The sequence below is a fragment of the Rhodococcus qingshengii JCM 15477 genome, from assembly GCF_023221595.1.
Lineage (GTDB): Bacteria > Actinomycetota > Actinomycetes > Mycobacteriales > Mycobacteriaceae > Rhodococcus_F > Rhodococcus_F qingshengii.
Map to the genome: position 1 here is coordinate 2511833 of NZ_CP096563.1, position 20020 is coordinate 2531852.

The 20020-nt window shown below is 62.4% G+C and carries 17 protein-coding genes and 2 tRNA genes; 13 read left to right on the forward strand and 6 right to left on the reverse strand.

Features of this window, described 5'->3' with window-relative positions; translation table 11 throughout:
* Positions 1-742: 742 nt before the first annotated feature.
* Both ilvD and M0639_RS11555 read right to left on the reverse strand, forming a co-directional pair.
* Positions 743-2584, reverse strand: coding sequence for a dihydroxy-acid dehydratase (gene ilvD, locus M0639_RS11550; protein ID WP_007729361.1), 1842 nt, complete (start codon positions 2582-2584; stop codon positions 743-745).
* 72 nt (positions 2585-2656) lie between these two features.
* Complete coding sequence (locus tag M0639_RS11555) at positions 2657-3178, reverse strand: PH domain-containing protein (protein WP_039973093.1); 522 nt, start codon at positions 3176-3178, stop codon at positions 2657-2659.
* Positions 3179-3444: 266 nt separating this feature from the next.
* Between M0639_RS11555 and M0639_RS11560 the strand changes: the two genes are divergently transcribed.
* The 10 genes from M0639_RS11560 to M0639_RS11605 all read left to right on the forward strand — a co-directional run bounded on the left by M0639_RS11560 (position 3445) and on the right by M0639_RS11605 (position 14227).
* The gene (locus tag M0639_RS11560) at positions 3445-5385 is read left to right on the forward strand and encodes an acetolactate synthase large subunit (protein WP_030535411.1); all 1941 of its coding nucleotides are present in this window, start codon (positions 3445-3447) and stop codon (positions 5383-5385) included.
* Positions 5382-5885 (forward strand): acetolactate synthase small subunit, encoded by a 504-nt coding sequence (gene ilvN, locus M0639_RS11565; RefSeq protein ID WP_003944718.1) that lies wholly within the window; start codon positions 5382-5384, stop codon positions 5883-5885. Before M0639_RS11560 ends, ilvN begins: the two co-directional genes overlap by 4 nt.
* A gap of 53 nt (positions 5886-5938) precedes the next feature.
* Positions 5939-6940: a ketol-acid reductoisomerase gene (ilvC, locus tag M0639_RS11570; protein WP_030535412.1), complete on the forward strand. Its 1002-nt coding sequence runs from the start codon at positions 5939-5941 to the stop codon at positions 6938-6940.
* Positions 6941-7190: 250 nt separating this feature from the next.
* The gene (serA, locus tag M0639_RS11575) at positions 7191-8783 is read left to right on the forward strand and encodes a phosphoglycerate dehydrogenase (protein WP_003944758.1); all 1593 of its coding nucleotides are present in this window, start codon (positions 7191-7193) and stop codon (positions 8781-8783) included.
* A 74-nt stretch (positions 8784-8857) separates the two neighbouring features.
* Complete coding sequence (locus tag M0639_RS11580) at positions 8858-9871, forward strand: 3-isopropylmalate dehydrogenase (protein WP_003944691.1); 1014 nt, start codon at positions 8858-8860, stop codon at positions 9869-9871.
* An 84-nt stretch (positions 9872-9955) separates the two neighbouring features.
* Positions 9956-10729, forward strand: a complete 774-nt coding sequence (locus M0639_RS11585) for a fumarylacetoacetate hydrolase family protein (protein WP_003944722.1) — start codon at positions 9956-9958, stop codon at positions 10727-10729.
* A gap of 390 nt (positions 10730-11119) precedes the next feature.
* Entirely contained in the window at positions 11120-12280 is a 1161-nt protein-coding gene (locus M0639_RS11590) for an alkane 1-monooxygenase (protein WP_030535413.1), read from the forward strand.
* A gap of 73 nt (positions 12281-12353) precedes the next feature.
* Entirely contained in the window at positions 12354-13829 is a 1476-nt protein-coding gene (gene gltX, locus M0639_RS11595; RefSeq protein WP_047271269.1) for a glutamate--tRNA ligase, read from the forward strand.
* 156 nt (positions 13830-13985) lie between these two features.
* Positions 13986-14057 (forward strand) — tRNA-Gln (locus tag M0639_RS11600).
* A gap of 97 nt (positions 14058-14154) precedes the next feature.
* A tRNA-Glu gene (locus tag M0639_RS11605) sits at positions 14155-14227 on the forward strand.
* Positions 14228-14366: 139 nt separating this feature from the next.
* Here the strand turns inward: M0639_RS11605 and M0639_RS11610 are convergent.
* The 3 genes from M0639_RS11610 to M0639_RS11620 form a co-directional block, all read right to left on the reverse strand.
* On the reverse strand, positions 14367-14564 hold the full coding sequence (locus tag M0639_RS11610; RefSeq protein ID WP_007729345.1) for a DUF5302 domain-containing protein: 198 nt from the start codon (positions 14562-14564) through the stop codon (positions 14367-14369).
* Positions 14565-14647: 83 nt separating this feature from the next.
* Positions 14648-15151: a pyridoxamine 5'-phosphate oxidase family protein gene (locus M0639_RS11615; protein ID WP_042450844.1), complete on the reverse strand. Its 504-nt coding sequence runs from the start codon at positions 15149-15151 to the stop codon at positions 14648-14650.
* 55 nt (positions 15152-15206) lie between these two features.
* On the reverse strand, positions 15207-15908 hold the full coding sequence (locus M0639_RS11620) for an IclR family transcriptional regulator (RefSeq protein ID WP_007729342.1): 702 nt from the start codon (positions 15906-15908) through the stop codon (positions 15207-15209).
* Positions 15909-16066: 158 nt separating this feature from the next.
* Between M0639_RS11620 and leuC the strand changes: the two genes are divergently transcribed.
* From leuC to M0639_RS11635, 3 genes are all read left to right on the forward strand, one after another.
* A complete protein-coding gene (gene leuC, locus M0639_RS11625) occupies positions 16067-17488 on the forward strand; it encodes a 3-isopropylmalate dehydratase large subunit (protein WP_003944727.1) in 1422 nt (473 codons plus the stop codon).
* 28 nt (positions 17489-17516) lie between these two features.
* Complete coding sequence (gene leuD, locus M0639_RS11630) at positions 17517-18125, forward strand: 3-isopropylmalate dehydratase small subunit (RefSeq protein WP_064073714.1); 609 nt, start codon at positions 17517-17519, stop codon at positions 18123-18125.
* 157 nt (positions 18126-18282) lie between these two features.
* Positions 18283-18912, forward strand: a complete 630-nt coding sequence (locus M0639_RS11635; protein ID WP_007729339.1) for an HU family DNA-binding protein — start codon at positions 18283-18285, stop codon at positions 18910-18912.
* Positions 18913-19079: 167 nt separating this feature from the next.
* On the opposite strand, the gene M0639_RS11640 is transcribed toward M0639_RS11635, so the two are convergent.
* Positions 19080-20006 carry a bifunctional NUDIX hydrolase/histidine phosphatase family protein gene (locus M0639_RS11640; protein WP_063316587.1) on the reverse strand — a complete coding sequence of 309 codons (927 nt, stop codon included), beginning with the start codon at positions 20004-20006 and terminating at the stop codon, positions 19080-19082.
* Positions 20007-20020 lie beyond the last annotated feature (14 nt).

Consider the following 20020-nt stretch of genomic DNA (forward strand, 5'->3'; position numbering starts at 1 on the left):
CGACCTTGTGGGTGACGGGCGGTGGCTGACTGTCGTCGTTGTGATGTGCGTCTCAGCGACCTGATGAGGGAACCACTGGTGAGCGCCGTGTGCAAGTCGGCTCGCTCGAACTGACCGAAATGATCACCTGACTGAAAGTCATCCCCCCTCATGTATCTGAATTGATCAGCTGGTGTCTGAAACCCTACGTCCAAGTGAATTCGCTCACGAGCCGGACGCGCGATTCGGTCTGAAATGTCTGATAGCTCATATCGTTCCGTTGGTGCTCCGCGTGTCGCCCGACTATTCGGCACCTGTCGGTCGGTCTTGCTGTCGATGAGTTGCACTGTCGCTGTACCAGCACGTCCCATTTCACCCGTATCGGGGCGACAGGCGAGAGGACCACCGCGTACCTGGATCCGGTCGAGCGTCCATCACGCGTCGTGGCAGAGTGTGTCGGCGACGGGATGATCGGATTGGGTTGTGGTTCAAGCTCATACAACACCGGAGGAAGTACGGCGTGTTCGGACGCAGTCGGTCCCGCGTTCTTCTCCGAAGTGACATGAACCCGACTCTGTCGACCCTCTGCCGTGGCCCGTTGGCGAGCATTCTCGTGGAGCTGAGTTGGTTGCCGCACGTGCGGTTGCCCGAAAACCTTGTGTGACTGTCACATCGGCTACGGGCGTCTCGAGCCGCACGAGCGCTGACAGAAAAAATCCCCGGCCGAAAAGCGGCCGGGGATTTTTTCGATTCGTGGCAGAACTTACGGAACGTAGCGAACCGCGCCCTTGTCGGCGGACGTCGCCAGAGCGGCGTAGGCGCGCAGTGCTGTCGTCACGGTGCGCTGACGATCGACCGGCTGCCACGGGCGCTCCGAGGCCTCCATCTTCGCGCGTCGCTCGGCGAGGACGTCGTCGTCGACCAGGATCTCGAGCGTGCGCGAGGCGACGTCGATGCGAACCTGATCGCCGTTCTGGACGAGACCGATGATTCCGCCTGCGGCAGCCTCGGGGGAGATGTGACCGATGGACAGCCCGGAGGTTCCGCCCGAGAAACGACCGTCGGTGATCAGCGCGCATTCCTTACCGAGGCCTGCGCCCTTGAGGAAGGCAGTGGGGTGCAGCATTTCCTGCATGCCGGGGCCGCCCTTGGGGCCTTCGTAGCGCACGACGAGAACGTCGCCGGCCTTGATCTTCTTCTGCAAGATGACCGAGACGGCTTCTTCTTGGGATTCGACGACGAGCGCCGGGCCCTGGAAGGAGAACAGTTCCTCGTCGATGCCGGCCGTCTTGAGGATTGCGCCGTCGAGTGCGATGTTGCCGCGCAGGACAACCAAGCCGCCTTCGACGGTGTAGGCGTTCTCGACGTCGCGGATACAGCCGCCGGCCGCATCGGTGTCGAGGGCAGACCAACGGTTGTCCGTGGAGAACGGTTCGATGGTGCGCACGCCGCCGGGAGCCGCGTGGAAGAGTTCGATTGCCTCGTCGGTTGCCTTGCCGGAGCGGATGTCCCAGTCGTCGAGCCACTGGTCGAAGCTCTTGGTGTGCACGGTGGACACGTCGGTTTCGAGGAGTCCGCCGCGGCGAAGCTCACCGAGCAGGGCGGGGATTCCGCCGGCGCGGTGGACGTCTTCCATGTGATAGTCCGAGTTGGGAGAGACCTTGGACAGGCACGGAACCTTTCGGCTGATCGCGTCGATGGTGTCGAGGTCGAAGTCGACCTCGCCTTCCTGCGCCGCAGCCAGCGTGTGCAGGACGGTGTTGGTGGAACCGCCCATGGCGACGTCGAGAGCCATCGCGTTGCGGAACGCTGCCGGGGTCGCGATGTTGCGCGGCAGCACCGACTCGTCGCCGTCGCGGTAGTACTTGAGGGCCGCCTCGACCACGGTGGTGCCCGCACGAGAGAAGAGTGCGTGACGAGCCTTGTGAGTTGCCAGCGTGGAGCCGTTGCCCGGCAATGCGAGGCCGAGGGCCTCCGTCAGGCAGTTCATGGAATTGGCGGTGAACATTCCGGAGCAGGACCCGCATGTCGGGCACGCGCTGCGCTCGACCTCGTCGAGGCCCTCGTCGGACACGGCATCGTTGGCAGAGGCGGAGATCGCGGTGATGAGGTCGGTGGGGGCTTGGGCCACGCCGCCGACGACCACTGCCTTACCGGCCTCCATCGGACCACCGGAGACGAAGACGGTCGGGATGTTCAGGCGCATCGCAGCGTTGAGCATGCCGGGAGTGATCTTGTCGCAGTTGGAGATACACACCAGTGCGTCGGCTGTGTGGGCGTTTGCCATGTACTCGACCGAGTCGGCGATGATCTCGCGGCTCGGGAGCGAGTAGAGCATTCCGCCGTGGCCCATTGCGATGCCGTCGTCGACTGCGATGGTGTGGAACTCACGAGCGACGCCGCCGGCCGCACTGATGGCCTCGGCAACGATCTCGCCCACGTTCTTGAGATGCACGTGGCCGGGTACGAACTGGGTGTACGAGTTCGCTACGGCGACGATCGGCTTTCCGAAGTCGGAATCCGTCATTCCTGTGGCGCGCCACAGGGATCGGGCTCCGGCAGCATTACGTCCGATGGTGGTGGTGCGTGACCTCAACGGGGGCATGGGCGTGTTCCTTATGTGATCGTTGCTGGTCCACTCAAATAGAAGCGAGGGCCTTTCAACGCTACTCGCGTGCTACGGGCGCTTCTCTTCGGGCTGGTCCTGTGTGTTCTCGACGAGCTCGGATTCTGCTTCTGCTTCTGCAGCTGCTTCTTCCTCTTCGGCTTCCTTGGCGGCGAAGGCTTCTGCGGCGGATGCGTAGGGATCGGTGATGCGGCCGCCGCTGGCGATCGCGATCTCGGGAAGCCTGACGAAGCTGACCGCAGGCAGGGTCACCTCGGTTCCGTCGGTGAGTTCCGCGCGCGCCCAACTCCGCTTCGGGAAGCGGAAACCCTTGACGTCGTCCCAGGCGAGGGTGCGCTTGGAGAACGTCGAGCGGACCTCGAGGCCGTCAGGGCTGACGGTGGTGCGCAGTCGCGCGACGAGATAGACGGCGATGATCGGAAGGATCAGCAACCAGCTGAAGGCGACGGGCCACCCGAAGATCGGGAAGCTGACCGCGAACAGAAGGAACGCGCACGCCATGTAAGCGAGCTGCGAAATGCGGATGACGTGCCGAAGTGGTTTCGGCGTGTGGGATGATTGAGCCGGTGGCACGGGCTGCTGCGAAGTTGACACCTCTACATCTTCGCATTGCAGCCGATGTATCTCAGATTCTGGGACGGTCGACTCACCAAGTTTGCCGTTCGCGACTAGCGCCTCTACTGTCGAGTGCGTGAAACAGAATGAGTTGCTCGTAATCGGCCGGCGCGTCGTCGCCTGAGTCGATTTTTCAACTCACCAGATAACGACGCGCCACCCTCGCTCAGCAGATGCTGACGGGGGTTTTTTGTTGCCCGGAGCCAGAATCAGAGGATTTCCCAGTGAGCGCACCAACAGCACGGCCTCAACCCACGCCGCGCAAGTCAGGGACACCGAGCCCGACAACCGCGGCTGCCGCAACCCAGACGGCCAACCGTCGCCAGCTTCCGCCTGAGCGGGTAACCGGCGCGCAGTCTGTGGTTCGAGCCCTCGAAGAGCTCGAGGTCGACACGGTATTCGGCATTCCCGGCGGTGCCGTGCTCCCGGTTTACGACCCACTCTTCGATTCGGTCAAGGTCCGCCACGTGCTCGTGCGCCACGAGCAGGGTGCAGGCCACGCTGCCACCGGTTACGCCCAGGCGACCGGCAAGGTCGGCGTCTGCATGGCCACCTCGGGTCCCGGTGCGACCAACCTGGTCACGCCGCTGGCCGACGCGCAGATGGACTCCGTTCCGATCGTCGCGATCACCGGGCAGGTGGCGCGCTCGCTGATCGGTACCGACGGCTTCCAGGAAGCCGATATCTCAGGCATCACGATGCCGGTCACCAAGCACAACTTCCTGATCACCGACGCGATCGACATCCCGCGCATCATGGCCGAGGCCTTCTACCTCGCGGCCAGCGGTCGCCCCGGCGCCGTCCTGGTCGATATCCCCAAGGACATCCTGCAGTCGCAGACCACGTTCTCGTGGCCGCCGGAGATGCGTCTGCCGGGCTACCGCCCGGTGACCAAGCCGCACGGCAAGCAGGTTCGTGAAGCTGCACGTCTGATCGCCGACGCCAAGTCGCCGGTTCTGTACGTCGGTGGCGGCGTCATCAAGTCCGACTCCTCGCCGGAGCTGCTCGAATTGGCCGAGCTGACCGGTATCCCCGTCGTCACCACGCTGATGGCCCGCGGCGCGTTCCCGGACAGCCACGACCTCAACTGCGGTATGCCGGGAATGCACGGCACCGTTGCCGCAGTCGCCGCTCTGCAGCGTAGCGATCTACTGATCACCCTCGGTGCGCGTTTCGACGACCGCGTCACCGGTCAGCTGAATTCCTTCGCGCCCGACGCCAAGGTCATCCATGCCGACATCGACCCGGCCGAGATCGGCAAGAACCGCTACGCGGACGTCCCGATCGTGGGCGACTGCAAAGAGGTCATCACCGAACTCATCGAGGCGATCCGTGCCGACATGGCCACGGGCACCACGTTCGACCTCACCGAGTGGTGGGCGTACCTGAACGACATCCGTCGTACGTACCCGCTGAGCTACGACCGTCCCACCGACGGTCAGCTGAGCCCGGAGTACGTCATCCAGACCGTCGGCAAGCTCGCAGGACCGGATGCCATCTACTGCGCCGGCGTCGGTCAGCACCAGATGTGGGCCGCGCAGTTCGTCGGCTACGAGAAGCCGCGCACGTGGCTCAACTCGGGCGGGCTCGGCACCATGGGGTACGCGGTTCCCGCAGCCATGGGCGCCAAGATGGGTATGCCCGACACCGAGGTGTGGGCGATCGACGGCGACGGCTGCTTCCAGATGACCAATCAGGAACTCGCAACCTGTGCCCTCGAAGGTATCCCGATCAAGGTTGCCCTCATCAACAACGGCAACCTCGGCATGGTGCGTCAGTGGCAGACACTCTTCTACGAAGAGCGCTACTCCAACACCAACCTCGGAACGCACGGCGCCATCCGCATCCCGGACTTCGTGAAGCTCGCAGAAGCATTGGGCTGCCACGGAATTCGTGTCGAGCGTGAAGAAGATGTCGAGGCTGCGATCCGTGAGGCGCAGTCCATCAACGACAAGCCTGTCGTGATCGACTTCATCGTCACTGCCGACGCACAGGTGTGGCCGATGGTCGCTGCCGGAACGAGCAACGACGAAATCATGGCGGCCCGGGGCATCCGGCCGCTGTTCGACGACGACGAGGCAGTTGCCGAGCCCGCCGTCATCCACGAAGCCATGTCACGCGAGCAAGCCGGACCCGCCGCGGGCACAGGGGAGGATCAGAAGTGAGCACCAGTCACACCCTCAGTGTTCTCGTCGAGGACAAGCCAGGCGTGCTGGCTCGCGTCTCCGCACTTTTCTCCCGCCGCGGATTCAACATCGAATCCCTTGCGGTGGGCGGAACCGAGATCCCCGAGATCTCACGTATGACCATCGTCGTCACGGTCGACGAGTTCCCTCTCGAGCAGGTGACGAAGCAGCTCAACAAGCTGATCAACGTCATCAAGATCGTCGAGCAGGACGGTGAAGCATCCGTCGCTCGCGAGCTCGTGCTCATCAAGGTGCGCGCTGATGCAAGCGTGCGCACGCAGGTCATCGAAACGGTGAACCTGTTCCGCGCCAAGGTGATCGACGTCTCTCCGGAGTCCGTCACCATCGAGGCGACCGGTACTCGGTCCAAGCTGGATGCACTGCTGCGGATGCTTGATCCGTACGGTATCCGGGAGATCGTTCAGTCCGGGGTCGTGGCAGTCGGTCGAGGGCCGAAGTCGATCACGGCCACCCGCTAGTACTTTTAGACACGTAAAAATCCAAGGAGAGGTTGAGAACTGTGGCAGTCGAGATGTTCTACGACGACGATGCCGATCTGTCGATCATTCAGGGCCGCAAGGTTGCTGTGATCGGCTACGGAAGCCAGGGCCACGCCCATTCGCTGAGCCTGCGTGACTCGGGCGTCGATGTGCGCATCGGCCTCAAGGAAGGCTCGAAGTCGCGTGAGAAGGCTGAAGAGCAGGGGCTGACGGTCGGTACGCCGGCAGAGGTTTCCGAGTGGGCCGACGTCATCATGGTGCTCGCACCTGACACCGCGCAGGCGAGCATTTTCACCAATGACATCGAGCCGAACCTCAAGGACGGCGACGCGCTGTTCTTCGGTCACGGCCTGAACATTCACTTCGACCTGATCAAGGCTCCGGAGTTCGTCACCGTCGGCATGGTCGCCCCCAAGGGCCCCGGCCACCTGGTGCGTCGTCAGTTCGTCGACGGCAAGGGCGTTCCCGCGCTCATCGCCATCGACCAGGATCCCAAGGGTGAAGGACAGGCTCTCGCTCTGTCCTACGCCAAGGGCATCGGCGGAACCCGCGCAGGCGTCATCAAGACCACGTTCAAGGAAGAGACCGAGACGGACCTCTTCGGCGAGCAGGCCGTGCTCTGCGGCGGCACCGAGGAACTGGTCAAGACCGGTTTCGAGGTCATGGTCGAGGCCGGCTACGCGCCCGAGATGGCGTACTTCGAGGTTCTGCACGAGCTCAAGCTCATCGTCGACCTCATGTACGAGGGTGGCATCGCCCGCATGAACTACTCGGTGTCCGACACCGCTGAGTTCGGTGGATACCTCTCCGGCCCGCGCGTCATCGACGCCGACACCAAGGAGCGCATGAAGGCGATCCTGGCCGACATCCAGTCCGGCGAGTTCACCCGTCGTCTGGTTGCCAACGTCGAGAACGGCAACACCGAGCTCGAGGGCCTGCGCAAGGCCAACGCCGAGCACCCCATCGAGGTCACCGGCAAGAAGCTGCGCGACCTGATGAGCTGGGTCGATCGTCCGATCACCGAAACCGCGTAATTCGCAGTTTCACGCTCCACGTCTCCACTGGCCTGATGCCGCGCCGGTTCAATTACGTTGAACCAGCGCGGCATTGGGCCGGAGTCGTTTTCCGGGTCGTCTGAGTCCGGATTCATATTCCATCGAGAATTTGCCCGCGAATGTGTCCACTATGTGGTATTGCCTACCGCGTTGTGGATTCCAAGTGAGCGCGCACTAAACTATCGGTGGTTAAACCACCTTCACACCCACCTAATCAGGGAGTTTGCACGTGAGCCAGCCTGGCCGTCCCGTTGTTCTGATCGCCGACAAGCTCGCGCCGTCCACAGTCGAGGCGCTCGGTGACGGTGTGGAGGTGCGTTGGGTCGACGGACCCGACCGCCCGGCGCTGCTCGCCGCGGTACCCGAGGCCGACGCGATTCTCGTCCGTTCCGCCACTACCGTCGACGCCGAGGTTCTGGCTGCCGGCACCAAGCTGAAGATCATCGGCCGCGCCGGTGTCGGCCTGGACAACGTCGAGATCCCCGCAGCCACCGAGCGCGGCGTGATGGTCGTCAACGCACCGACCTCCAACATTCACTCCGCTGCCGAGCACGCTGTCGCGCTCCTCATGTCGACCGCTCGCCAGATTCCCGCAGCAGACAAGACCCTGCGTGAGAACACCTGGAAGCGAAGCAAGTTCAACGGTGTCGAGATCCTCGGCAAGACCGTCGGTGTCGTCGGACTCGGCCGCATCGGCCAGCTCTTCGCGCAGCGTCTCGCTGCGTTCGAGACCACGATCATCGCGTACGACCCCTACCTGCCCGCAGCGCGCGCAGCGCAGCTCGGCATCGAACTGGTCACCATCGACGAGCTCGTCGAGCGCGCCGACTTCATCTCCGTGCACCTGCCCAAGACCAAGGAAACGGCCGGCCTGATCAACGCCGAGCGCCTCGCCAAGGCCAAGGACGGCGTCATCATCGTCAACGCCGCTCGCGGTGGTCTGATCGACGAAGATGCGCTCTACGACGCACTCGTCTCCGGCAAGGTCCGAGGCGCCGGTCTCGACGTGTTCAGCACCGAGCCGTGCACCGATTCCAAGCTTTTCGAGCTCGACAACGTCGTTGTCACCCCGCACCTCGGAGCATCGACGTCCGAGGCTCAGGACCGCGCAGGCATCGACGTGGCCAAGAGTGTTCTCCTCGCTCTGGCAGGCGAATTCGTTCCCGAGGCTGTCAACGTCTCCGGCGGCCCCGTGGGCGAAGAAGTTGCTCCGTGGCTCGAGCTCGTCCGCAAGCTCGGTCTCCTCGCTGCGACGTTGTCGCCCGAAGCTGTGCAGACCGTGCAGGTTGTCGCCACCGGCGAGCTGTCTGCCGAAACCGTCGACATCCTCGGACTGGCTGCACTGCGCGGTGTGTTCTCCGCCAGCAGCGATGAGGCTGTCACGTTCGTCAACGCTCCGGCACTGGCCGAGCAGCGCGGCGTGACCGTGTCGGTCGAGAAGCACTCCGAGGCTCTTGCTCACCGCAGCGCGGTCGAGGTGCGTGCAGTTGCCGCCGACGGCACGGTCACGTCGGTCACGGGCGCACTCACCGGTCTGCAGCAGGTCGAGAAGATCGTCAACATCAACGGACGCAGCTTCGACCTGCGCGCCGAGGGCCACAACATCGTCGTTCACTACAGCGATCGCCCGGGCGTTCTCGGTGTCCTCGGCACCGTCCTCGGAAACGCGGGCGTCGACATCCTCGCAGCAGCACTGAGCCAGGATGCCGAAGGCGAAGGCGCCACTGTCATCTTGCGCGTCGATCGCGTCGTCGGTGACGCCGAGGTCGAGGCAATCGTCTCGCAGCTCGACGCTCGCGTCGCCCAGGTCGACCTTTCCTGATTGTTTTTGCTGTGCGCCTTTATCAACCGCCCGCGGTTGATAAAGGCGCACAGCTCTACTGAGATGAGGACTCCATGAAGCTTGCGGTCATTCCGGGTGACGGAATCGGCGTCGAGGTCACAGCCGAAGCGCTCAAGGTGCTCGGCAAGTTGGTTCCGGATCTGGAAACCACCGAATACGATCTCGGTGCCCGTCGCTACAACGCCACCGGCGAGTTGCTTCCGGCGGACGAGCTGGACCAGATTCGTCAGCACGACGCAATCCTGTTGGGCGCCATCGGTGATCCGCGGATCGTCGCACCCGGCATCCTCGAGCGTGGTCTGCTGCTGAACATGCGCTTCCAGCTCGATCATCACGTGAACCTTCGCCCCGCACAGCTGTATCCGGGTGCGCTGTCGCCGTTGGCGGCCCAGCCGGAGATCGACTTCGTCGTGGTTCGTGAAGGCACCGAGGGTCCGTACACCGGAAACGGTGGAGCGATCCGCGTCGGCACCGATCACGAGATCGCAACCGAGGTGTCGATCAATACCTGGTTCGGTGCCGAGCGCGTGGTGCGTTACGCATTTGCCTTGGCGCAGACCCGGTCCAAGCACCTCACCTTGATTCACAAGACCAACGTGCTCTCCAACGCGGGCGCAATCTGGACGCGTGCAATCGAGACCGTCGGTGCCGAGTTCCCGGACGTCGAAACCGCGTACTGCCACATCGACGCGGCCACGATCTACATGGTCACCGACCCGTCGCGCTTCGACGTGATCGTCACGGACAACCTCTTCGGTGACATCATCACCGACCTCGCCGGCGCCGTAACCGGTGGCATCGGTTTGGCCGCAAGCGGAAACATCGATGCCTCGGGTACCAACCCGTCGATGTTCGAGCCCGTACACGGCAGTGCTCCGGACATCGCCGGCAAGGGAATCGCTGATCCCACCGCCGCGATCCTCTCGGCCGCACTGCTTCTTCGCCATCTCGGACGCGAGGACGACGCCGCTCGGGTCGAGGCTGTGGTCGCTGCCGACCTGGCTACCCGCGGCGAAGGTCCCATCTCCACAACGGAGATCGGCGACCGGATCACTGCAGCGCTGTAAGGAATTCTTTCACGAGACTGACGCGCGTAAGCCTTGCGGCTTGCGCGCGTCAGTCGTTTCCGGCACCCCGATAGACTGGCCGGCATGCGTCTTGGTCGAATTGCCAGTCCCGATGGTGTTGCGTTCGTCAGTATCGAAGGTGAAGAGGATGCCCTCGTCGCCAAGGAAATTGCGGAGCACCCGTTCGGGAACCCCACATTTACCGGCCGAAGTTGGCCGCTCGCCGATGTTCGTCTGCTGGCTCCGATTCTCGCCAGCAAGGTGATCTGCATCGGCAAGAATTATGCAGATCACATCGCGGAGATGGGCGGAGAGGCTCCCGCGGACCCCGTGATCTTCCTCAAGCCAAACACGTCCATAGTTGGCCCGGGTGCCCCGATCGTCTTGCCTCCCACCTCGAACGAGGTGCACTTCGAGGGTGAACTCGCGGTCGTCATCGGTCAACCGTGCAAGGACGTTCCGGCGGCGAAGGCGTTGAGCGTGGTCCTCGGTTACACGATCGCCAACGACGTGTCGGCGCGAGATCATCAGCGTCACGACGGGCAGTGGACGCGCGCGAAGGGCCACGACACTTTCTGCCCACTCGGCCCCTGGATCGAAACCAGTCTGGATGCGTCCGACGTCGATATCAAGACCGAGGTGAACGGCCAGGTCAAGCAGGACAGCAGCACGGCTTTTCTCCTCCACGACATTCCGAAGATCATCGAGTGGATCTCGGCGGTGATGACTCTCTTGCCTGGCGACGTCATCCTCACCGGCACCCCCGCCGGAGTAGGCCCGATCGTCGACGGCGATTCCGTGTCGGTCACGGTCTCGGGGATCGGCACGCTCACGAACCCGGTGACCGCCAAGAGCTGATCTGACCCGGTTCGTTCAGTCACGCGACTACGGAGGCCCCATCCAACCGGATGGGGCCTCCGTCGTGGTGTGAGGTCGAGAGGTGTCTGTCGCAGAAAAGTTGCAAGATGGTAACTATCGCCAGTGGATTGATCGGGATTGCCAACCGACTCGAAGAAATCAGGCTCCGGGACTGACCTGCGGGTTTCATGACCCAGGCGAAGCTTCGCCTCTGATCCTCCTGGCGTTATGTCGGATTTGGCCAGTTTGGGAGAGTTCGCCATACGGTTTGCTGTCGCGGCCCGTAACAGACCAAATTCCCTGAAATGTAACGCTGAGCAGTAGGGTGACCGATAACTGGATAGAAGCCGATGGGGCAATCGAGTGGATTGCGCAGAAACGCGGTGATACATGACGACCTTCGCGGAAGCCTCCCGGACAGCGGCAGGGCAAGCGCGGAACGGGCAGCGGCCGGTGTGGCGAGACAAGAAGCGCTACCTGTGGCCACTGGGTTTGCTGGTTCCTCTCAGCCCGTTCGCTGCGTGGTTCCTGGTCGACAAATTCAGTCTCGGGCTCTTCTGGGCCATCGGGGCGTGGCTGATCGTCATCGTCATTCCCCTGATCGATCTCCTGGCGGGCGAGGACGGTAACAGCCCACCGGACGAAGCGATCCCTGAATTGCAAGAGGATCGTTTCTACCGCTGGTGCACGTACTTGTTCCTGCCCCTCCAATACGTCGGGCTGGTGTTCGTCGCGTGGTGTTGGGTGAACGCGCCGATGGCGGCGGGGGAGAAGTTCGCGCTCGCGATGACTGCCGGCGTGGTTGCCGGTGTGGGGATCAACGCGGCGCATGAATTGGGGCACAAGAGTGAGAAGCTCGAGAAGTGGCTCGCGAAAGTAGCGCTCGCGCAGTCCTTCTACGGCCATTTCTACGTCGAACACAACCATGGTCATCACGTCCGCGTCGCGACGCCGGAGGATCCGGCCAGCTCGCGGTACAAGGAAAACTTCTGGTTCTTCTTGCCTCGCAGCGTCATCGGCGGCCTGCGCTCGGGATGGCGGATCGAAAGCGCTCGTCTGAGGCGTCAGGGGAGACGGACGTGGAGTTACCGCAACAACATCCTGAACGCGTGGGCGATGAGTGTGGTTCTGTTCGGCAGTCTGATCGCCGCGTTCGGCTGGGAAATTGCGCCGTGGCTCGCCGTTCAGGCAATTGCAGGCTTCACGTTCCTCGAGACCGCTAACTATCTCGAGCACTACGGCTTGCTACGTGCGAAGCGGCCTGACGGCTCGTACGTCCGGTGCTCGCCCGAGGACAGCTGGAACAGCGACCACGTCGTCAGCAATCTGTTCCTCTATCAACTTCAGCGTCACAGCGACCATCACGCGAATCCGCGTCTGCGGTACCAGAGCCTGCGAAGTGCGGCCGAAGCGCCGCAACTTCCAGCGGGTTACGCAGTCATGATCGTCTGCGCGTGGGTGCCGCCGCTGTGGCGAAAGGTCATGGACAAGCGACTGCTGGCCTACTACGACGGCGACATGACACGCATCAACGTCCTGCCGGGTAAGTGATCGGCCGGATGGAGGAAGGGCTGCCGGACTAACCTGTAGTACGACCATCCATCATCGCCGAGCCAAGTGAGCCATGACCAACAGCGAAGTACGCGTCCGTTTCTGTCCGTCACCCACCGGAACCCCGCACGTGGGTTTGGTGCGCACCGCCTTGTTCAACTGGGCATTCGCACGACACCACGGCGGCACATTCGTGTTCCGTATCGAAGACACCGATGCGCAGCGCGACAGTGAAGAGTCCTACCAGGCCATCCTCGACGCCCTCCGCTGGTTGGGGCTCAATTGGGACGAAGGCCCGGAGGTCGGTGGGCCGCACGCACCGTATCGCCAGTCCGAGCGTCGCGACCTGCATCTCGACGTTGTTGCCAAGTTGCTGGCCGCGGGCGAGGCCTACGAGTCCTACTCGACGAACGAGGAGGTCGAAGCGCGACACAAGGCGGCCGGACGCGATCCGAAGCTCGGATACGACAACTTCGATCGCGAGCTCAGCGACGAGCAGCGCGCTGCCTACATCGCCGAGGGGCGCAAGCCCGTCGTCCGCCTCCGGATGCCCGATCATGATCTGACCTGGAACGACCTGGTGCGGGGCGAGACCACGTTCAAGGCAGGCACCGTTCCGGACTTCGCGCTGACTCGCGGCAACGGCATTCCGCTGTACACCTTGGTCAACCCGGTCGACGACGCGTTGATGAAGATCACCCATGTACTGCGCGGCGAAGATCTGCTGTCCTCGACTCCGCGTCAGCTCGCGTTGTACGAGGCATTGATTCGTATCGGTGTCGCCGATTTCACACCGTCGTTCGGGCACTTGCCTTTCGTGATGGGTCAGGGCAACAAGAAGCTTTCCAAGCGCGATCCCGAGTCCAACCTCTTCATCCACCGCGATCGGGGCTTCATTCCCGAGGGATTGCTGAACTACCTGGCTCTGCTCGGGTGGAGCATCGCCGACGATCACGATGTCTTCTCGCTCGACGAGATGGTTGCGGCCTTCGACGTCTCCAAGGTCAACTCCAATCCTGCCCGCTTCGACCAGAAGAAGGCCGACGCGATCAATGCCGAGCACATTCGTCTGCTCGAGCCGGCCGACTTCGCCGGTCGTCTGAAGTCGTTCCTGGTGGAGCACGGACACATCGGCGCCGACGTCGACGAAGCGACGTTCACTGTTGCGGCGGACCTCGTGCAGACGCGCATCGTCGTCCTGTCCGACGCGTGGGATCTGCTGAAATTCCTGTTCGTCGACGAGGCGTCGTTTGCTCTCGATCCGGCCGCGACGGCAAAGAACTTGAAGGAAGATGCCGGTCCGGTTCTGGACGCGTCTCTTGCGGCGCTCGATGCCATCTCAGAGTGGTCGGCGGCCAGTATCGAGGAAGCACTCAAGAAGGCCCTCATCGAGGATCTGGAGCTCAAACCGCGTAAGGCCTTCGCTCCGGTTCGGGTCGCGATCACGGGCTCTCACATCAGCCCTCCGCTGTACGAGTCGATGGAATTGCTCGGTCGTGAGGTCTCGCTCGCTCGGTTGCGCGCCGGTAGGGCAGCGGTAACCGCCTAGATCGGACGGTCTTCCGGCCGAAAATGAAGCAAAAACCTCCTGTGACCATACGATTTGGTATTTGGGGCAGGGGTACTGGTAATCTTCTTTTCGGCCGGAGACGAGCCGCCGAGCACAACAGCGAAGCGGATCGAGCAAGGCTGGTGAGCAAGACCTTGGGGTATGGTGTAATTGGCAACACAGCGGTTTCTGGTACCGCCATTCTAGGTTCGAGTCCTGGTACCCCAGCGGAAATCCGGTCGATTTTGTGGCCGGACTCAGACAAGCTAAGCTTGCTGAGCATCCAAGAGCAAGACTGAAATACCACGTTTAAAAAGCGTGTCCTGGCCCCGTCGTCTAGCGGCCTAGGACGCCGCCCTCTCAAGGCGGTAGCGCGGGTTCGAATCCCGTCGGGGCTACAAAGGAAAGACCCTCCGATCATTGATCGGGGGGTCTTTTCGTATGTGCGGGAAATGTTTCCGGCGATGCGAAAAACGATCACCCCCAGTCGAATTCGACTGGGGGTGATCGTCATCTCACTCTGTTGTCCGCGATCGGTTATCCGCTCTTACGGCGGAACTCTCGCTTGTGATCGGCCGGGCCATGCGTGTTGTGGACCTTGGACTGTCCGTCGCGATGGTCGGTCGATTTGGCGTTCTGATGATTCTTCCGTTCGAGGGCCTCACGGAACTTTCGTTTGGTTTCCTCCGATTGGGATTCGGGTTCGGACGGGGTGTTGCTGTCGAGATCGCTCATATGCTCACTCCTTGTTGTTGGGCCTGTTGGTGAAACTACGCCGGCCCGAATTCGATTGCTCGTGATTTTTCCGCTCACGAATCTCAGGGCTGCGGCGGCGGTGCGGTAGAGCCGGAAAGAGGCATCGCAGGCATCCCGAGCTTGCGGTGATCCCACGAACGAGTTCGATCGGGAACGAACCGTACCGCGACGCGCTTGTGGAGCATCGCGTCGACGGCCGGGCGGAGATCGTCGGTGTACGGGCCCGTGTATCGCTCCCAGACGCTGATTCCCACAGCGAAGAGGGCTTCCGGATCTTCGACGATGACCCCGGTACCCTCCATCGAGACTCCTCGGAGCGTGTCGTACGTCTGACCGTCTTCGATCAGGACGGACATTCGGGAGTCCCGGCGAAGGTTGACGGCCTTCTGCGACTTGGCTTTGGTCTCGAACCAGATTTCGCCGTCGACTATCGCGAACCACATCGCGATCAGGTGAGGCATTCCGTCGGCGCTCAACGTCGCCATCGTTGCCGTACGGTTCTTTTCGACGAAGCTCGAGATTTCGGCCTCGGTCATCGTGATCTGACTACGCTGCTTTCCTGCCATGGTCGCGTCGTACTCCTACGTGCTCGAGGATCTGAAGGCCTTACTGTGTCACGAATTACAGACGCTTGTGGAGCGCTTCGGCAGCTGCGAGAAGGTCCGCCGCCCAGCGAGCTCCCGGTCGTCTACCCATCCGATCGATGGGGCCGGAGACCGAAATCGCGGCAATGACAGCGCCTGCCGAGTCTCGGACGGGAGCCGCGACGCTGGCGACACCCGGCTCACGTTCGGCTGCGCTCTGTGCCCAGCCGCGCCGGCGAACCTCGAGGAGCACTCGTTCGCCGAAGGACGCATCGGCGAGGACGGTCCGTTGGGTTTGTGGATCTGCCCATGCGAGAAGGACCTTGGCGCCGGATCCGGCGTTCATCGGCAGTCGGGCTCCGACGAGCACCGTGTCACGCAGGCCGGTCGGTGGTTCCATCGACGCGACGCAGATGCGTTGTGTGCCTTCGCGACGGTACAGCTGGACGCTTTCGCCGGTGATTTCGCGAAGGCGGGGGAGGATGAGTCCGGCCGCAGCAATGAGTGGATCATTAGCGGTGGCAGCGAGTTCGGCGAGTCCGGGCCCTGGGCACCACTGACCGTCCGAGTCGCGAGTGAGGAGTCGATGGACTTCGAGACCGACGGCGAGTCTATGGGCGGTCGCGCGTGGCAAACCGGTTCGTGCACAGAGTTCGGTGAGGCTGCACGGTTCCTCAGCTACTGCATGAAGCACGCCCATTGCTTTGTCCAGGACGCCGATGCCGCTATGCTGTCTCATAGGTCGATACCAGTTTCTCGCATAGTGGGATGCTACCGCATTTCCTGGAGGGATAGCGCATTTCCTCGGGACAGTCTGCATCTGCTGTGAAGGCTGGGGACCTACTTCACGCGCGGCGGGCCAGCCCGTAGTCCGCCGACGCGAGGCTACGTACAGAGGTGGAAGACATGGCACAGAAAGCACGCACTCTCGCCGAGAAGGTGTGGGACGACCACGTTGTCGTGAAAGGGGAGGGGCAGGATCCCGACCTCATCTACATCGATCTCCACCTCGTTCACGAAGTGACGAGCCCCCAGGCATTCGACGGACTTCGCCTGGCGGGACGCCAGTTGCGCCGTCCCGACCTGACGATCGCCACCGAGGACCACAACGTTCCGACGATCGACATCGACAAGCCGATCGCAGATCCCGTGTCGAAGACTCAGGTCGACACCTTGCGCCGAAATTGCGAGGAGTTCGGAGTTCGCTTGCACCGCATGGGCGATCTCGACCAAGGCATCGTTCATGTGGTCGGACCGCAGCTCGGCCTGACGCAGCCCGGAACCACCGTGGTGTGCGGCGACAGTCATACGTCGACGCACGGCGCATTCGGTGCGCTCGCAATGGGAATCGGCACCAGCGAGGTCGAGCATGTGATGGCAACGCAGACATTGTCGTTGCGCCCCTTCAAGACCATGGCGATCACGGTCGACGGCGAGCTGCCTCCCGGCGTCACGAGCAAGGACTTGATCCTCGCAGTCATCGCCAAGATCGGCACCGGCGGCGGCCAGGGCTACGTACTGGAGTACCGCGGCGAGGCCATTCGCAAACTGTCGATGGAAGCTCGTATGACCATCTGCAACATGTCGATCGAGGCCGGAGCCCGCGCGGGCATGATCGCACCGGACGAGACCACTTACGAGTTCATCAAGGGCCGTCCGCATGCACCGTCCGGCGCAGAGTGGGACGAAGCCGTCGCCGCGTGGGAGTTGCTCAAGACCGACGAGGGCGCGGAATTCGACAACGAGGTTCACATCGACGCAAGCGCATTGACGCCTTTCGTCACGTGGGGAACCAATCCGGGACAGGGTGCGCCGCTCGGCGACCGTGTGCCTGATCCCGAACTGATCGTCGACGAGAGCGAGCGTCAGGCAGCCGAGAAGGCGCTCACCTACATGGGTCTCGACGCCGGTATGCCGCTTCGGGATGTTTCTGTCGACACCGTGTTCGTCGGATCGTGCACCAACGGACGAATCGAAGACCTGCGCGCAGTGGCGGAGGTGCTCGAGGGTCGCCATGTGGCAGAGGGCGTTCGGATGCTCATCGTTCCCGGCTCGATGCGGGTGCGGGCTCAAGCCGAGAGCGAAGGTCTCGGTGAAATCTTCACAGCGGCAGGGGCTGAATGGCGCCAGGCCGGTTGCTCGATGTGCTTGGGAATGAACCCTGACCAGCTTGCTCCCGGCGAGCGTTCGGCATCGACGTCCAACCGGAATTTCGAAGGCCGACAGGGTAAAGGCGGCCGGACCCATCTGGTTTCCCCGCTCGTCGCGGCTGCCACGGCGGTCCGCGGAACGCTCTCGGCACCGGCCGATCTGGTCTGACCCACTTACCATCTCGAGGAGAATTTCGATGGAATCCTTTACCACGCACAAGGGTATCGGCGTCCCGCTGCGACGCTCGAATGTCGATACCGACCAGATCATCCCTGCCGTGTACCTGAAACGGGTGACGCGCACCGGATTCGAGGACGGGCTGTTTGCAGGCTGGCGTACCGACCCCAACTTCATTCTCAATCTGGCTCCGTACGACGAGGGAAGTGTCCTCGTGGCCGGTCCCGATTTCGGCACGGGCTCTTCGCGTGAGCATGCCGTGTGGGCTCTCTCCGACTTCGGATTTCGGGTCGTCATCGCATCCCGGTTCGCCGACATCTTCCGCGGAAACGCCGGAAAAGCCGGTCTCGTAGCGGCACAGGTCGAGCAGAGCGACGTCGAATTGCTCTGGAAGTTGCTCGAAGAGCAGCCCGGATTGGAATTGACAGTAGATCTCGAGAATCGGACCGTCAGCGCCGGAACTACGGTGGTGCCGTTCAATATTGACGACTACACACGGTGGCGTCTGCTGGAGGGTCTCGACGACATCGGACTGACATTGCGGCAGGTAGACGCGATTTCCGAGTTCGAAAAGTCAAGGCCTTCATGGAAACCGACTACCCTTCCAGCCCGAATTTCGCAGGGCTGAACCGAAATCCGCAACTCCGCGCGGGAAGAGAAATAGGTCACCATTTCGCAGTCACGTTGAATGAGAATTGGCGTGGCACATAGACTCTTGCCGTTATCAGGTTTACCGTGGTTCTCAGTCGGTCCGACGGTGGACCACAATTAGCGGAGGAATTTCAATGAACAAGGCAGAGCTCATCGATGTTCTGACTGAAAAGCTGGGTTCGGACAGGCGCACAGCGACCGACGCAGTGGAGCACGTCGTGGACACCATCGTCCGCGCCGTCCACCGTGGCGAGAGCGTGACCATCACCGGCTTCGGAGTCTTCGAGCAGCGTCGTCGTGCAGCACGTGTTGCACGCAACCCGCGTACGGGCGAGACCGTCAAGGTCAAGCCGACGTCGGTTCCGGCGTTCCGTCCGGGTGCGCAGTTCAAGGCTGTTATCGCTGGTGGACAGAAGCTTCCGGCCACCGGCCCGGCAGTCAAGCGTGGCGTAGCAGCACCGGCCACCAAGGCTGCAGCCAAGAAGGCTGCTGCCAAGAAGACCGCAGCCAAGAAGGCTCCGGCCAAGAAGGCTCCGGCCAAGACCGCAGCCAAGAAGACGGTTGCCGCGAAGGCTCCCGCCAAGAAGGCTCCGGCCAAGACCGCAGCCAAGAAGACGGTTGCCACCAAGGCTCCCGCCAAGAAGGCTCCGGCCAAGACCGCAGCCAAGGCTCCGGCCAAGAAGGCTCCGGCCAAGAAGGCCCCCGCCAAGACCGCAGCCAAGAAGGCTCCGGCCAAGAAGGCTCCGGCCAAGCGCGCAAAGTAGTCGCGTTCGGGTGAAAAACCCGATGCCGTAAGACAAAGAGGTGCAGCCGCGGATCAGATCCGCGGCTGCACCTCTTTTTTGCTGTCTGGGAGAAGTGTGAATTCTCCTGTGTTTCAGTGCTTTGCAAAACTACCGAATCGAGCTGGGGGTCGGTTGGTCCAAATCCCTCAGGAGTTGGCGACTTTGGGGAGCGGGCTGTCGAGGTGATCCGCGGCTACCAGACGGCCGTCGAGGAACGAGAGCACCCAAGTGCTCGCCTTACGGTTGCGCGCCGAGGGCAGTGTTACACCGGCCGTATCAGCCCACCAGCGCATCAAATCGGGGATGACGCCTCCTTGGCTGCAGATTACGGGAGTGCCCTCCAGTGCGGCGATCTGCAGCGCACGCGCCCTGGCGGCGTCGGGATCGGCCTCGTAACCTTCTTCGGTCAGAAGAGGTTCCGTCGAAATCTCTACACCCAATGCCTCCGCCAATGGCATCACAGTGTCGATGCAGCGCGTACGGTCAGCCGCGAAAACCGCATCGGCTCCGAAGATTTTCAGCTGTTCGACCAAGGCGGCGGATTGCTCTTTGCCCTTGGCGTCGAGTGGACGCAGATTGTCGTCGCCCTTGTATCGCTTACGGCTTCCAGCTTTTGCGTGGCGGACGAGTAATACCGTTTTCGTGTCAGGCCGAAGGGAAACGAAGCGGCGAAGAATCATTCGATCCATCGGGTAGGAAAGATGATCGGCTACCTCGGTGACCGGAAGCCAATAGAGAACATCCACTTCGCTATTCGGCCCGAAATCTCCGTCCACTGCTTCGGCCGACCAGTATTCGACCCGTTTGAGTTTGCGATGTCCCGGGATCGGGTACGTCACGCCACCGAGGTGCCTTCCGAAACGTCCGGTGATCGAGGTCTCTTCGCGGACCTCGCGAACTGCTGCGGTCAAGAAGGTCTCGCCGGGATCGAGCTTTCCTTTGGGGAATGACCAGTCGTCGTACTTCGGTCGATGTACGACGGCGATCTCGATGGCGGAAGGATCCTGAGGAGCCTTCCGCCACAGAACCGCGCCTGCGGCAAAGATGTTGGCTTTGACCGGCTTGTCGCTCATTGTGTGATCCGAGC